Genomic DNA, 13,991 nt, shown 5'->3' with positions numbered 1-13,991 from the left:
CCGCCGCCATAACGCGCCTCCTGGCGCTCGCGGAAGAATTCCTCGTAACTCATCACCGGCTTGTCCGGATGCTTGCGCTGCATGTGCTCGACGTAATTGTCGTAGTCGGGCATGCCCACGAGCATGCGTGCGGCCTGCCCGAGGTACTTACCCATGCGGCTGAGGTCATTGAACATGGTGCCCTCCTCAGGCTTCCGGGATCGGCTGGAACGGCGATTCCTTGTCGGTGCGCTCCGGTTTCATCCAGGCATTGCGGCCCACCTTGATGGCGTAGAACAGCACACTCAGCACCACGAAGAGGAACAGCGCGGTCAGGGTCGCATTGGTGTAGGCGTTGAAGATCACGTTCTGCATCTGGCCGATGTCCTTGGCCGGCGCCAGCACCTGCCCCGCAGCCAGGGCGTCGCTGTATTTCTTGGCCAGGGCCAGGAAGCCGACGGCGGGGTTCGGATCGATGAGTTTGATCACTCCGGCGGTGGTGGTGCAGATCAGCAGCCAGGTGGCCGGGATCAGGGTCACCCACACATAGCGTTGGCGCTTCATCTTGATCAGCACCACGCAACCCAGCATCAGGGCGATACCGGCCAGCATCTGGTTGGAGATGCCGAACAGCGGCCACAGCGTGTTGATGCCACCCAGCGGGTCGATCACGCCCTGGTACAGCAGCCAGCCCCACAGGGCCACGCAACCGGCGGTGGCGATGACGTTGGCGGTCCAGGACTCGGTCTTCTTCAGGGCCGGGACGAAGTTGCCCAAGAGGTCCTGCAGCATGAAGCGACCGGCGCGGGTACCGGCATCCACGGCAGTGAGGATGAACAGCGCCTCGAAAAGGATCGCGAAGTGGTACCAGAAGGCCATGGTGTTCTCACCCGGCAGCACCTGGTGGAGGATCTGCGCGATACCCACGGCCAGGGTCGGCGCACCGCCGGCACGGGCCAGGATGGTGTGTTCGCCAATGTCCCTGGCGGTCGCCTCCAGTTGCTCGGGGGTGATGGCGAAGCCCCAGTTGCTCACCGCTGCCGCCACACTGGCGACATCCGCGCCGACCACGGCCGGCGGGCTGTTCATGGCGAAGTACACGCCCGGCTCGATCACCGAGGCGGCGACCATGGCCATGATGGCGACGAAGGACTCCATCAGCATGCCGCCGTAGCCGATGTAGCGGGCGTGGGACTCACTGGCCAGCATCTTGGGCGTGGTGCCCGAGGAAATCAGCGCATGAAAGCCCGATACCGCACCGCAAGCGATGGTGATGAACAGGAAGGGGAACAGCGGGCCTTTCCATACCGGACCGGTGCCGTCGACGAACTGGGTCAGCGCCGGCATTTTCAGCTCCGGCATGGTGATCAGGATGCCGATGGCCAGAGCGATGATGGTGCCGATCTTGAGGAATGTGGACAGGTAGTCACGCGGGGCGAGGATCAGCCACACCGGCAGCACGGCGGCGACGAAGCCATAACCGATCAGCATCCAGGTGATCTGCACGCCGGTGAAGGTGAACGCCGGCCCCCAGACCGGGTCGGCGGCGACCTGGCCACCGAGCCAGATGGAAGTCAGCAGCAGGACCACGCCCACCACCGAAATCTCGCCGATGCGGCCCGGGCGGATATAGCGCATGTAGATCCCCATCAGCATCGCAATGGGGATGGTCGCCATCACCGTGAACATACCCCACGGGCTTTCGGCCAGGGCCTTCACCACGATCAGCGAGAGCACCGCGAGGATGATGATCATGATCAGGAACGCGCCGAACAGCGCGATGGTGCCTGCCACCTGGCCCATTTCCTCCCGTACCAGGTCGCCCAGGGAACGGCCATCGCGGCGGCTGGAAATGAACAGCACCATGAAGTCCTGCACTGCACCGGCCAGTACCACACCGGCAATCAGCCAGAGGGTGCCGGGCAGGTAGCCCATCTGCGCGGCGAGTACGGGGCCCACCAGCGGGCCGGCGCCAGCGATGGCAGCGAAGTGGTGCCCGAAGAGCACGTGTTTGTTGGTTGGAACGAAATCCAGGCCGTCATTGTGGAGGACGGCCGGCGTGGCGCGAGCTGGATCGAGCTGCATCACTCTGGTGGCGATGAACAGGCTGTAGTAGCGATAGGCGACCAGGTAGAGGGCAACGGCAGCTACCACTATCCACAGTGCGTTGATCGCCTCGCCGCGCCGCAACGCGACAACGCCCAGGGCGCAGGCCCCGGCCACAGCCAGCACTGCCCAGGGCAGGTGGCGCAGGACGCTGTTGTTATTGTTCATAGGGAACTCCGAATGAATGAACAGACAGGCTGCCGCACAAGCTTAGTCCCTCTGGAAGCAGCCGGTGACCGAACCGGGTCTGGAATGGCCCTTTCAGCGACAGGGGGCTAGAAAAAAGCCGGGCAAGGCCCGGCTTTCTTATGCGCTGCTGGACTTAGCTCGGCTGCTTGGCATAGCGGGCCAGCTGCTGGTCGCGGCTCATGACGTCGACAGTGGCGGCGAGCACCTGGTCCCCGGTCACGTCTGGCGAGGAGAAGATGGTGGAGAAATTGGCCTGGGTGACCTGGGCGAAGTGGGCGCGATCGGACTGTTCGATGCCCAGCAGGGTCGCATAGGCATCCAGCGCCTCGCCTTTGCCCTGGGCCATGTCTTCGGCAATGTTGTCGAGCATGCCGTTCATGGCCAGCATGGAGCGGCCGCCATAGCCCAGGCGCACGCTGGAATCGCAACCGTTGGTACCCGAGGTCAAGCCAAAGGTGGCGTTACCGGAAGTTCCGTTAGTGGTGGTGGCCAGCAGGTGCGGGACCAGCCCGCGCTGACCTTCGAACAGCATGTTGCCCCAACCGCAACCACCGCCCCCCGCCTGGTCAGCCTGCGCCGCCACGCTGGCGGCGCTGAGCAGCCCCACGATCAAACCCTTTTTCAGAAGTCGCTTATCCATTATTTGCGCTCCGCACGAATTTATAGAAAAACCGCATAAGCAGCTTTGGCGACGTATCGGGAACTGTCAAACCAGCCCCGGCATACCTTGTCGGCCACCGGGATTACGGATGTAATTCGCCGCAGTCAGGCTCAATTACCCAAGGAGCCCGCTCCAGAGCGCGCCGATTCCATGCCTTCTTCACACCTTCGCGCAGCCTTCATCCTTTTGCTGCTCTTGCTCTCTGGCTGCGAGCAGGAAACCCGCGCGCCGCTCGACCAGCAACTCTATATATGGCAGCGGCAATGGCGCCCGGCCCACGCGGAAGCCCTGGCCGCCAGCCGAGCCGACTTCTCCACCCTGCGGGTGCTCGCCGCCCAGGCCCATCCGGGTGCGGGCTGGTCGCACATTCAGGTGGACCGTGAACTGCTCGCCGCCGACGGCCGCCCACTGGTCGCAGTGGTCCGCCTGGACGGCCAACTGCTGGACCTGGACCTGCAACGCACCCGCGCCGACATCCTCGCCCTGGTGGACCACTGGCGCGCCCAGGGTGTTGTCATGCAGGGTCTGGAGATCGATCACGATTGCGCCAGCGCGCGCCTGCCGGGGTACCGGGACTTTCTCCGCGACCTTCGCCAGGCGCTTCCGGCGGATCTCAAGCTCAGCATCACCGCCCTGCCCGCCTGGCTCGACAGCCCGGTTCTGGCCGATCTGCTTCGGCAAGTGGATGGCAGCGTGTTGCAGGTCCATGCGGTGAGCGCCCCGGAGAATGGTTTGTTCGACCCCACACGGGCACAGGCCTGGGCAAAGCGCTGGAACGATGTCAGCGACCGCCCCTTCCTGCTCGCCCTGCCCGCCTACGGCATCGCCCTGGTGAATGGCCGGGTCGAGAGCGAAAGCCCGCTGGCCATCGCCGGACCACGCCGCGAACTCCAGGCCGACCCGCAGCAACTGGCTGAACTGCTGGCCAACCTGCGCCGCGACCGCCCCGAGCACCTGACCGGCGTCATCTGGTTCCGCCTGCCCCTGGCCGGCGATCGCCGTGCCTGGCGGCTGGCGACCCTGCAGGCCGTGGCGCGTGGCGAAGCCCTGCACACCGACATCCGGCCTGAGATCCAGCAGTCGGGCCCCCTGCACGAGCTAGCCCTCACCAACCTGGGCAACCTCGACGGCCCCCTGCCGGAACGCATCGAACTGCCGGCCCAGTCCTGCGAAGCGGCCGACGCCCTGGCCGGCTTTCGCCTGGAGCGCGCAACCGACCGCCTGGTCTTCACCCGTCTCAACGAAGGCCGGCTCGCCGCCGGCCAACAGCGCGCCCTGGGTTGGGCCCGCTGCGAACATCTCGATCAAGGAGGATCCCGTGTCTACCCCTGAACGCCGCACTCGCCTTGCCCTCGCCATCGCGCTCTGCCTGCCGGTATTGAGCGCGCAGGCGTGCGGGCCGGACTTTCCCCTGAGCCTGCTGGACGACCGCGCCCAGACCCTGGCCGAGCTGCCCGAAGGCAACTTCGCCTTCGAGGTCGCGCGACTGGGCAAACCGGTCCCCGGCCTCGGCCAGTCAGGTGATGCCACCCTGGTGGGTTACTGGGACGACGGCGGGGAACGTTACCTCCAGCAGCGCGATGAAGTGGAACAGAAGGAACTGGGCGAGCCCCTCTACCAGCAGGTCCGGCACCTGCGAACCCTGACCGACGCCCATCAGGTGGAGGACCAGGGCCTGGACCTGCCCGCCGAGCTGCGCCTCTACAGCGCTGGTGCGGTCGCCTTCGCCCAGCAGGATTACCAACTGGCCGCCGACTACTTCCAGAGGGTCCTGCAACTGCCGCCCGAACAACGTCGCCTGCGCAGCACCTGGGCCGCCTATTCCCTGGGCCGGGCACAGGCCAGCCTAGGAAATCCCGAGGGCGTACCTGCAGAAGAAACCCAACGCAGCGAAGAAGACCAGCGGCTATTCATGCGACAAGCCACCGAGGTCGCGCGCGATGCTTTCAGTCAGACCCGCCAGCTCACCGCCCAGGGTTACTCCGACCCGCTGGAACTGGGCATCGCCAGCCTCGGCGAAGAGGCCCGCCTGGCCTATCTGGCTGGCGACTGGGCCGGCGCCATCCGCCTCTACGCCAGCCAGACCGCCCACCATTCCGCCACCGGCTACAGCTCGCTGCGCCAGCTTTCGGCCGAACTCATCCGCTTGCCCGATGAACAATTGATGCCGTTGCTGGCCATTCCCGAGGTCCAGCAATTGCTGACCGCGCGCCTGCTCAGCCGCCTCGATGGCGAGCCGAATGGGGATGATCGCCTCGGCTCCTTGCTGGTCGAGAACACTGCAAGCGATCTGGACAATGCCGATCGCCTGGCCGCCCTGAGCTACCAGCTCGGTCGCTACGACGATGCCCAGCGCTTCCTCGCCAAAGCCGGCGACAGCGGTCTGGCCTGGTGGCTGCGAGCCAAGCTGGCCCTGCGCGACGGTGATGCCACCCGTGCCGCCGAAGCCTACGCCAAGGCCGCGCGCGCCTTCCCCGAAGATGAAGACTGGGGCACCCGGCGCACGGCCAATTGGGATTACGAGAACGTGAAACCGCGCTGCCGGGTGGACGGCGAAAACGCCATCCTCTCTTTGCAGCGCGGCGATTACCTGGACGCCTTCGACCTGCTCTACCGCAGCGGCGACCTCTACTGGTGGGATGCCGCCGCCGTCGCCGAGCGGGTGCTCACGCTGGAAGAACTCAAGGGCTATGTCGACGCCAAGGTAGCGGCAGCCAAACCGCAGACAGCCGAAGAGCGCGAGAGCTACCAGCCACGCCCCGTAGCGGCCCAACTGCGTGATCTGCTGGCACGACGCCTCCTGCGTGAAGGCCATTTCGCCGAGGCGCTGCCCTATTTCGACAGCGACGAACTGCGCGAAACCGCCCGCCGCTATGGCCACGCCCGGGAAGAAGCGGAGAACCGCTGGACCGCCACCGGCCGTGCCGAAGCCCTGTATGAAGCGGCAGTGATCGCCCGTGAACAGGGCATGGAACTGTTGGGCTACGAGATGTCGCCAGACTTCCATAGCCTCGGCGGTTCCTTCGCCCTGCTCCAGGTCGACCGCCAGAAAGCAAGCGGGCTGCTGAGCGCCGACGAGGCCGAGCGGCAGAACACCAATCTGGCCCAGCCCAATACCCGCTACCACTATCGCTGGGTCGCCGCGCAGCTCGCTGACCGCGCCGCCGACCAACTGCCCCGGAGCAGCCAGGCCTTCGCCGCGGTGCTGTGCAAGGCCACCGGCTGGCTGCTCTACCGCGACCTGGAAGGCGCACGTGTCCATTACCGGCGCTACGTGCAGCAGGGACCGTACGTGCCCTGGGCCGTCAACTTCGGCCAGAACTGCGAGGAGCCGGACTTCGATGCCGCCGGCAAGCGCGTCTGGGAAGAGCGCGGGCAGTGGTTGCGCAGCAGCCTGCGCCCGTGGAAGTACCTGCTGGCCGGAACCGGCGTGCTGGCAATTGCGGCAATGATTTTGTGGATCAGGCGGCGCCGGGGCGAATGAAGGCGCGAAGAGCCTTGTCTATAGTGGTTGAAATCTCGCAGGAGCATGAACATGAGTGAAATCGCCAGCGAACGTCGGCGCTTCCACCGCATCAACTTCGATGCCGCCACCACCATCGCGCAGGGCGACAAGCGCTGGGCTGCGGAGCTGCACGACATTTCCCTCAAGGGCCTGCTGGTGATTCGCCCGTCGGAGTGGGATGGCGACCCGGCCATGCCCTTCGATGTCCGCATCGACCTGGGGGCCGACATACAGGTCGCGATGGAAGTGGAACTGACCCGCGCCCAGGGCGACCAGCTCGGTTTCATCTGCCGTCATATCGACCTGGACTCCATCAGCCACCTGCGCCGCCTGGTGGAGCTCAACCTCGGTAGCGAAGAGCTGCTGGAGCGCGAGTTGACCGCGCTGGGCGAGGAATAGCCCCTCGGCAGCCGCTTCTTGTAGGGGCGAATTCATTCGCCAAGCAGACCGCAGGTCTGCCAAAAGCCCCTCACCCCAACCCTCTCCCGCAAGCGGGAGAGGGAGCCGTCCGTGCAGGCTAAATGCTGCTCGCTTTTCCTGTGGGGGCGAATTCAATCGCCAAGCAGACCGCAGGTCTGCCAAAAGCCCCTCACCCCAACCCTCTCCCGCAAGCGGGAGAGGGAGCTGTCCGTGCAGGCTAAATGCTGCTCGCTTTTCCTGTGGGGGCGATTTCAATCGCGAAGGGAAGAATTCCCGCTACTCGAACAGCGCATCCAGCGCCTGTTCCAGGCGGGTCACCGCGACCACGGTCAGGCCGGGCGGGTCTTCCTTGGGCGCGTTGCCCTTGGGCACGATCGCGCGCTTGAAGCCGTGCTTGGCGGCTTCCTTCAGGCGCTCCTGGCCGCTGGGCACCGGACGTACCTCGCCGGAAAGCCCTACCTCGCCGAACACCAGCACGTCATGGGCCAGCGGACGATTGCGCAGGCTGGAGATGATGGCGGCGATCAGCGCCAGGTCGGAGGCGGTTTCCAGCACCTTCACACCGCCCACCACGTTGAGGAACACATCCTGGTCATAGGTCGGGATGCCACCGTGGCGGTGCAGCACCGCCAGCAGCATGGCCAGGCGGTTCTGGTCCAGGCCCAGGGTCACTCGACGGGGGTTGGCCAGGTGGCTGGTGTCCACCAGCGCCTGGACCTCGACCAGCATGGGCCGCGATCCCTCCCAGGTGGCCATCACCACGCTGCCGGGCACGGATTCCTGGGCGCGCGTGAGGAAGATCGCCGAGGGGTTGGAAACCTCCTTCAGGCCCTTGTCGGTCATGCCGAATACGCCTAGCTCGTTGACCGCGCCGAAACGGTTCTTCACCGCCCGCAGCAGGCGCAGGCGGCCGTCGGACTCGCCCTCGAAATAGAGCACCGTGTCCACCATGTGCTCCAACACGCGAGGACCGGCCAGGGCACCTTCCTTGGTTACGTGGCCGACCAGGAATATCGCCGTGCCGCTCTGCTTGGCGAAACGCACCAGCAGCGCTGCGCTCTCGCGCACCTGGGCCACACCGCCGGGGGCAGACTGCAATTGCTCGGTGAAGATGGTCTGGATGGAGTCGATCACCATCACCTTGGGCTGTTCCACCCGTGCGGTGGCGATGATGGCTTCGATGCAGGTCTCGGTCATGACCTTGAGCTTGTCTTCCGGCAGGCCCAGGCGGCGGGCGCGCATGGCCACCTGCTGCTGGGACTCCTCACCGGTGACATAGAGCGCGGGGAAACGCGCTGCGATGTTGCAGAGGGTCTGCAGCAGGATGGTGGACTTGCCGATGCCCGGATCACCGCCGATCAGCACGACCGAACCGTCTACCAGGCCGCCGCCGAGAACCCGGTCCAGCTCGGTGGACGCGGTGGAAAAGCGCGGCATTTCCTCGACGCTGACCTCGGCCAGGGTCTTGATCTGCGCCTGCTGGCCAGCCCAGCCGCCGCGACCGCCCGAGGAAGACGCCGCGGCGCCCTCCAGCACGGTTTCAACCAAGGTGTTCCAGGCCCCGCAATCGGCGCACTGGCCGGCCCATTTGGGGAAGGTGGCGCCGCACTCGGTGCAGCCATACATGCGCTTGGCCTTGGCCATCAGCGGACTCCGTCAGAAACACGAAAGCCCGCATGATAGCGGATCAACCTCGGCAACCGCCGCCGCAGTTGCAGCACTGGCCGCTGGCGCGTCGACGCTGGCGTTCGAGGTCCTCGAGCAGACCATCCAGGCGCATCTGCAGCATGGTCAGGCTGGAGCCGTCATCCGGCTCGCTGCCCTCTTCCACGCGGCGGATGCGGAGTTGCAACAGGTCGAGCTGGCTTTGCAGGCGGCCCAGACGTTCGATGGCTTCCAGGCGCTCAGGGGAAATGGACGACGCAGGCATCATGCCCACGCCGGACACCAGGATGGCAGCGGTCATGGCAAAGGCTCCGGGAAGAAAAGATGGTGCCCAGCCTATGCCCCTGCTCGTCCAGCCCTGTTGACCCCGATCAAATCAAGGCGTCAGCCCTTGGCGCTCCTGAGCATTCGGGCGATTTCATCTTTCAAGGCGACCCTTTGCACCTTCAAACCGTGCAGGGCGCTGTCATCGAGGGCCTTGTTGCCGTCCTCGACTTCGTAGATTTGCGAATCCAGATCCTGGTACTCCCCCGCCAACCGGGCAAAGTGCGCATCGCTTTGCAGCAGTGCGCGCATGGTGTCCTTGAACTCCGGGAATTCACGGTTGAGCGGGTGATGTTCTAGTGGCATGGCAGCGACCCTCCTCTTGCAGCCTCACTCTCAGGCTAGACCAGTGTCCAGCGGCGGAAAGCGCCGCCTGACGGAAACACACCGCAGGCTTGGCACTGGCCATGCCGGGCCCTAGCATGTGTGCCCGCACAAGGAGGTGACCGCCACTGGCAGCCTCGACCCGCTGAATTACACTTCAGCCTTAAAACCAGAACCTCAGGGAGTGAACATGAGCCTGCTCAACGAATTCAAAGCCTTCGCCGTCAAGGGCAACGTGGTCGACATGGCCGTGGGCATCATCATTGGTGCCGCCTTCGGCAAGATCGTCTCGTCCTTCGTGGGCGATGTGATCATGCCGCCCATTGGCCTGCTGATCGGCGGGGTGGACTTCTCCGACCTGGCCATCACCCTCAAGGCCGCCGAGGGCGACATTCCGGCCGTGGTGCTGGCCTATGGCAAGTTCATCCAGACGATTCTGGACTTCGTGATCGTGGCCTTCGCGATCTTCATGGGGGTCAAGGCGATCAACAAGCTCAAGCGTGAAGAGGCCGCCGCCCCGGAAGCACCGCCGGCACCCACCAAGGACCAGGAACTGCTGACCGAGATCCGCGACCTGCTGAAATCGCAGCAGGACAGGCAGCCCTGACGGGCATCGCAAAAATTACAACGGCGCCTCATCGGCGCCGTTTTTGCCTTTACCTGTAGGGGCGAATTCATTCGCCATGGGCCGCGCAGCGGCCACCGGACATGCAGGGCGGACCTGCGGTCCGCTTGGCGAATGAATTCGCCCCTACAAGGCCTTCCCGACCTACGCCATCGGCTTCAGGAACAGGCGATTGACCCGCCTTTCCTTCACTTCGATCACCTCCAGCTGCCAGCCCTCCACTTCCAGGGCATCGCCCCTCACCGGCAAGCGGTCCAGCAGGCTCATGGCCAGGCCGGCGAGGGTCTGATAGTCCTCGCCGGGCTTGGCGGAAAAGCCCAGGCGCTCGCCCAGAAGACTCAGGTTCACAGCACCGCTGACCTTCCAGCCACCGTCGCACGGCTCGATATCCAGCCCATCCACCTCGCTGGCGTCGGGCAGTTCACCGGCGATGGACTCGAGTATGTCGGTCATGGTCAGCAGACCCTCGAAACCGCCGAACTCGTTGACCACGAAGGCCACGTGGGTGGAGGCCTTGCGCATTTCCTCCAGGGCGCCCAGCACCGACGCGCTATCCGGCAGATTCGGAGGAACCCGCAGCACCTGCTCGAAATCCGGGTCCTGGCCCTGCAGCAGCTCGCGCAGCAGCTCCTTCTTGTGCACGTAGCCCAGCGGCTCGTCCACGTTGCCACCACGGATCACCAGCAGTCGCGAGTGAGGCGAGCGCAGCAGGGCGTCGCAGATGACCTCGCGGGGTTCGTCGAGGTCGACGCGCTCCACCTCACTGCGATTGGTCATCAGGGTGCGGATCGGGCGTTCCGCCAGCCCCAACACACCACTGATCATGATCCGTTCGCGGCGGTCGAAGGGCACCTTGCCAGCATCGTCAGCGCCCACCAGGTCGGCGATTTCCTCGCCCACCTCTTCGGCCTCCACACCACGGCCGCCCAGCAGGCGCAGCACCGCGTGGGCAGTGCGCTCACGCACGCTGCGGTCGCCCTGGAGCTGGCGCTTGCGGCGCCAGCGCACCAGTTGGTTGGCGGCCTCGATCAGCAACGAGAAGCCGATCGCGGCGTACAGGTAGCCTTTCGGGATGTGGAAGCCCAGGCCTTCGGCGGTCAGGCTGAAACCGATCATCATCAGGAAGCCCAGACACAGCATGATCACCGTCGGGTGAGCGTTGACGAAGGCGGTCAGCGGCTTGCTGGCGATGATCATCAGGCCGATGGACACGACCACGGCGATCATCATCACTTCCAGATGCTCCACCATGCCCACGGCGGTAATCACCGCGTCCAGGGAGAACACCGCGTCCAGCACCACGATCTGCGCCACCACCGGCCAGAACAGGGCATAGGTGCGGCTGCCACCCTGGCTGTGAACCCGGCCTTCCAGGCGCTCATGCAATTCCATGGTGGCCTTGAACAACAGGAACACACCACCGAACAGCATGATCAGGTCACGGCCGGAGAAGCTCTTGTCGAACACTTCGAACAGCGGCGTGGTGAGGGTGACCAGCCAGGAAATGCTCGCCAGCAGGCCCAGGCGCATGATCAGCGCCAGCGACAGGCCGATCAGACGCGCGCGGTCCCGCTGATGGGGCGGCAGCTTGTCGGCCAGGATGGCGATGAACACCAGGTTGTCGATGCCGAGGACGATCTCCAGGACGATAAGGGTCAGCAGGCCAAGCCAGGCCGTGGGATCAAGTATCCATTCCATAGGGATCAAGCTCTCGGGAGAAGTTCACGGGCAGGCACAAACCACGCCTGCTGGCGTTGCATCGACATGCACGAAGCGTAGGCAGCAGGAAGCTGCAATTCGATCTGGCGTGCGGGAACGCCGGTGGGGAGGGAGGCCGCTCCCAGGGTCGCAGGGGGCGGCTTACAACTACTGTCGCTGTCCATTGGTTTCCAGTTCGGATAAACGAACTGCGAATGCTAGGTCAGAAAATCCCGCGCATTAAGCGAGGAATTTTTACCGTTCATGTACGAAATCTCTCAGCGCCTACGAAACAGGGGCCTTGGCTCTATTGCCGAACGCCCATAGAGCACGCTCAAACCCATCAATCCTTTCAACGCATCCTCGGCGGATTTGTCCTCGCGCACGGCAAAGGCATCGAAGCCGCACTGGCGCATGTGGCTGAGTTGGTCCCGCAGCACATCCCCCACCGCACGCAGCTCGCCACCCCAGCCCAGTCGGGTGCGCAACAGGTAGGCCTGGCTATAGCCGCGACCATCGCGGAAGCTCGGAAAGTCCACCGCAATAAGCGGCAGATCGTCGGCCAACGGCGCCAGCGGTTCCACTTCATCATCCGGTTGCAGCAACAGGCCATCGCGTCCATCGCGCTCGCGCCAGAGCGCCAGCGGCAAGATCAGTCGTCCATCTGGCAGGGATTCGCCCGTCTCGCGTACGAGAGTCCAGGGGTCATCCACCAAGTGAGCTTCACCGTCCACTAGCTTGATCAGGTTATTCATGCCGGCACCTCCGCCTTGGCGTAGACCCGCTCCTTGAAGGGCTCCAGACCGATACGGCGCACCGTGTCGACGAAGCGCTCCTCCGGCTCGCGGTAGTCGCGGAAGGTCGCCACCACCTTTTCGATCACATCCGGGACTTCGTCGGCACTGAACGACGGGCCGATCACCTTGCCCAGCTCGCTCTGCATGCCCTGGGCGCCACCGAGGGTGATCTGGTACCACTCACTGCCACCCTTATCCACGCCGAGGATGCCGATATTGCCGATGTGGTGGTGGCCGCAGGCGTTCATGCAGCCGGAGATATTCAGGCTAAGCTCGCCCAGGTCCTGGAGCGCCGCCGGATCGGGGAAGCGAGCCTGGATGGCCTGGGCGATGGGGATGGACTTGGCGTTGGCCAGGGAGCAGTAGTCGCCCCCAGGGCAGGCGATGATGTCGGTGAGCAGGCCGATGTTGGCGGTCGCCAGGCCCTGTTCGCGGGCTAGCAGCCAGAGCGCGTGCAGATCGGCCTTGCGTACGTCGGGCAGCACCAGGTTCTGTTCGTGGGCGATGCGGATTTCACCGAAGCCGAAGCGCTCGGCCCAGTCGGCCACCGCGTCCATCTGCGCGGCGGTGACGTCACCGGGCGGCGCGTCCGGCCCCGGCTTGGTGGACAGCACCACAGCGGCGTAGCCCGGCACCTTGTGCGGCTGCAGGTTCCGCGCGCACCAGCGAGCGAAGGCCGGGTCCCGCGCCAGGTGAGTGCCGAAGCCGAGATCGGCGTCATCGAGATGGGCATAGGACGGCGCATCGAAGCTGACGGCGACCCGCTGGTACTCGTCCTCGGTCAATTCGGCGGGACCATCCTTCAGGTGCTGCCACTCGGCTTCCACCTCGCGGGCGAACGCGTCGATGCCGAGCGCCTTCACCAGAATCTTGATCCGCGCCTTGTACTTGTTATCGCGCCGCCCGTGGCGGTTGTAGACCCGCAGGATGGCCTCGACATAGGACAGCAGGTGGCGCCAGTGCAGGCCGTCGCGGATCTGTTGGCTGAGGATCGGCGTGCGCCCAAGCCCACCGCCCACCATCACCCGCAGGCGCATTTCGCCAGCGTCGTCGCGGTACAGGTAAAGGCCGATGTCGTGCATCTGCACGGCGGCACGGTCTTCCTCGGCGGCGCAGAGGGCGATCTTGAATTTGCGCGGCAGGAAGAGGAATTCCGGGTTGATGGTGGACCACTGGCGAAGGATTTCCGCCAGCGGGCGCGGGTCCAGCAGTTCGTCGGCAGCCACCCCGGCAAAGGCCTCGGTGGTGATGTTGCGTACGCAGTTGCCGGAGGTCTGGATGGCGTGCATCTCCACCTCGGCCAGCTGCTGCAGGATGTCCGGGACTTCAGCGAGTTCGATCCAGTTGAACTGGATGTTCTGCCGCGTGGTGAAGTGACCGTAGCCGCGGTCGTGCGCGCGGGCGATGTGCGCCAGGCAACGCAGCTGGTTCGACGACAGGGTGCCGTAGGGAATGGCGACCCGCAGCATGTAGGCGTGCTTCTGCATGTAGAGGCCGTTCTGCAGGCGCAGCGGCAGGAACTCTTCCTCGCTCAGCTCGCCGCTGATGCGCCGCGCCACCTGGTCGCGGAATTGCGCCACGCGCTCCTGCACCAGGGCGCGGTCGTAGTCGTCGTAGTGGTACATGCAAGCGGGCTCCAGCAAGGCGGGCGGGGGCCTTCACTATGGCTACGCTCTGCAGCAGGAAACAGCGCCAGAT

13 protein-coding genes are annotated in these 13,991 nt (G+C 65.0%); 4 read left to right on the top strand and 9 right to left on the bottom strand.

Features of this window, described 5'->3' with window-relative positions:
• The 3 genes from E8E91_RS20520 to E8E91_RS20510 form a co-directional block, all read right to left on the bottom strand.
• The coding region (locus tag E8E91_RS20520) for a YbdD/YjiX family protein (RefSeq protein WP_280375704.1) at positions 1-176 on the bottom strand (176 nt) is incomplete at its 3' end.
• Between the two features lie 10 nt (positions 177-186).
• Positions 187-2,253 carry a carbon starvation CstA family protein gene (locus E8E91_RS20515; RefSeq protein WP_280366887.1) on the bottom strand — a complete coding sequence of 689 codons (2,067 nt, stop codon included), beginning with the start codon at positions 2,251-2,253 and terminating at the stop codon, positions 187-189.
• Between the two features lie 154 nt (positions 2,254-2,407).
• Positions 2,408-2,914: a DUF3015 domain-containing protein gene (locus E8E91_RS20510; RefSeq protein ID WP_280366883.1), complete on the bottom strand. Its 507-nt coding sequence runs from the start codon at positions 2,912-2,914 to the stop codon at positions 2,408-2,410.
• Positions 2,915-3,085: 171 nt separating this feature from the next.
• On the opposite strand from E8E91_RS20510, the gene E8E91_RS20505 reads away from it, so the two are divergent.
• From E8E91_RS20505 to E8E91_RS20495, 3 genes are read left to right on the top strand one after another with little or no spacing between them, the layout of a single operon-like run.
• Entirely contained in the window at positions 3,086-4,267 is a 1,182-nt protein-coding gene (locus E8E91_RS20505; protein ID WP_280378330.1) for a DUF3142 domain-containing protein, read from the top strand.
• Positions 4,254-6,419, top strand: coding sequence for a hypothetical protein (locus E8E91_RS20500; protein ID WP_280378327.1), 2,166 nt, complete (start codon positions 4,254-4,256; stop codon positions 6,417-6,419). Before E8E91_RS20505 ends, E8E91_RS20500 begins: the two co-directional genes overlap by 14 nt.
• Positions 6,420-6,470: 51 nt before the next feature.
• Complete coding sequence (locus tag E8E91_RS20495) at positions 6,471-6,839, top strand: PilZ domain-containing protein (protein WP_280378324.1); 369 nt, start codon at positions 6,471-6,473, stop codon at positions 6,837-6,839.
• Between the two features lie 297 nt (positions 6,840-7,136).
• Here the strand turns inward: E8E91_RS20495 and radA are convergent, their stop codons facing one another.
• The 3 genes from radA to E8E91_RS20480 all read right to left on the bottom strand — a co-directional run bounded on the left by radA (position 7,137) and on the right by E8E91_RS20480 (position 9,155).
• The gene (gene radA, locus E8E91_RS20490; protein WP_280378321.1) at positions 7,137-8,504 is read right to left on the bottom strand and encodes a DNA repair protein RadA; all 1,368 of its coding nucleotides are present in this window, start codon (positions 8,502-8,504) and stop codon (positions 7,137-7,139) included.
• Between the two features lie 43 nt (positions 8,505-8,547).
• On the bottom strand, positions 8,548-8,826 hold the full coding sequence (locus tag E8E91_RS20485; protein ID WP_280378320.1) for a hypothetical protein: 279 nt from the start codon (positions 8,824-8,826) through the stop codon (positions 8,548-8,550).
• 83 nt (positions 8,827-8,909) lie between these two features.
• Positions 8,910-9,155, bottom strand: a complete 246-nt coding sequence (locus tag E8E91_RS20480) for a YdcH family protein (protein ID WP_077525124.1) — start codon at positions 9,153-9,155, stop codon at positions 8,910-8,912.
• Between the two features lie 208 nt (positions 9,156-9,363).
• Between E8E91_RS20480 and mscL the strand changes: the two genes are divergently transcribed.
• Positions 9,364-9,780, top strand: coding sequence for a large-conductance mechanosensitive channel protein MscL (mscL, locus tag E8E91_RS20475; RefSeq protein WP_280378317.1), 417 nt, complete (start codon positions 9,364-9,366; stop codon positions 9,778-9,780).
• A 162-nt stretch (positions 9,781-9,942) separates the two neighbouring features.
• Here the strand turns inward: mscL and E8E91_RS20470 are convergent, their stop codons facing one another.
• The 3 genes from E8E91_RS20470 to E8E91_RS20460 all read right to left on the bottom strand — a co-directional run bounded on the left by E8E91_RS20470 (position 9,943) and on the right by E8E91_RS20460 (position 13,918).
• Positions 9,943-11,496: a TerC family protein gene (locus E8E91_RS20470; RefSeq protein ID WP_280378314.1), complete on the bottom strand. Its 1,554-nt coding sequence runs from the start codon at positions 11,494-11,496 to the stop codon at positions 9,943-9,945.
• A 278-nt stretch (positions 11,497-11,774) separates the two neighbouring features.
• Complete coding sequence (locus E8E91_RS20465) at positions 11,775-12,251, bottom strand: DUF934 domain-containing protein (RefSeq protein WP_280378311.1); 477 nt, start codon at positions 12,249-12,251, stop codon at positions 11,775-11,777.
• Positions 12,248-13,918: a nitrite/sulfite reductase gene (locus tag E8E91_RS20460; protein ID WP_280378309.1), complete on the bottom strand. Its 1,671-nt coding sequence runs from the start codon at positions 13,916-13,918 to the stop codon at positions 12,248-12,250. The genes E8E91_RS20465 and E8E91_RS20460 overlap by 4 nt, the downstream gene beginning before the upstream one ends.
• Positions 13,919-13,991: the final 73 nt, after the last annotated feature.

Origin of the sequence: Pseudomonas sp. BN515 (assembly GCF_029873155.1) — a bacterium.
GTDB lineage: Bacteria > Pseudomonadota > Gammaproteobacteria > Pseudomonadales > Pseudomonadaceae > Metapseudomonas.
The sequence above is the reverse complement of the archived record's forward strand: the minus strand, read 5'-3'. Positions and strand labels throughout refer to the sequence as shown.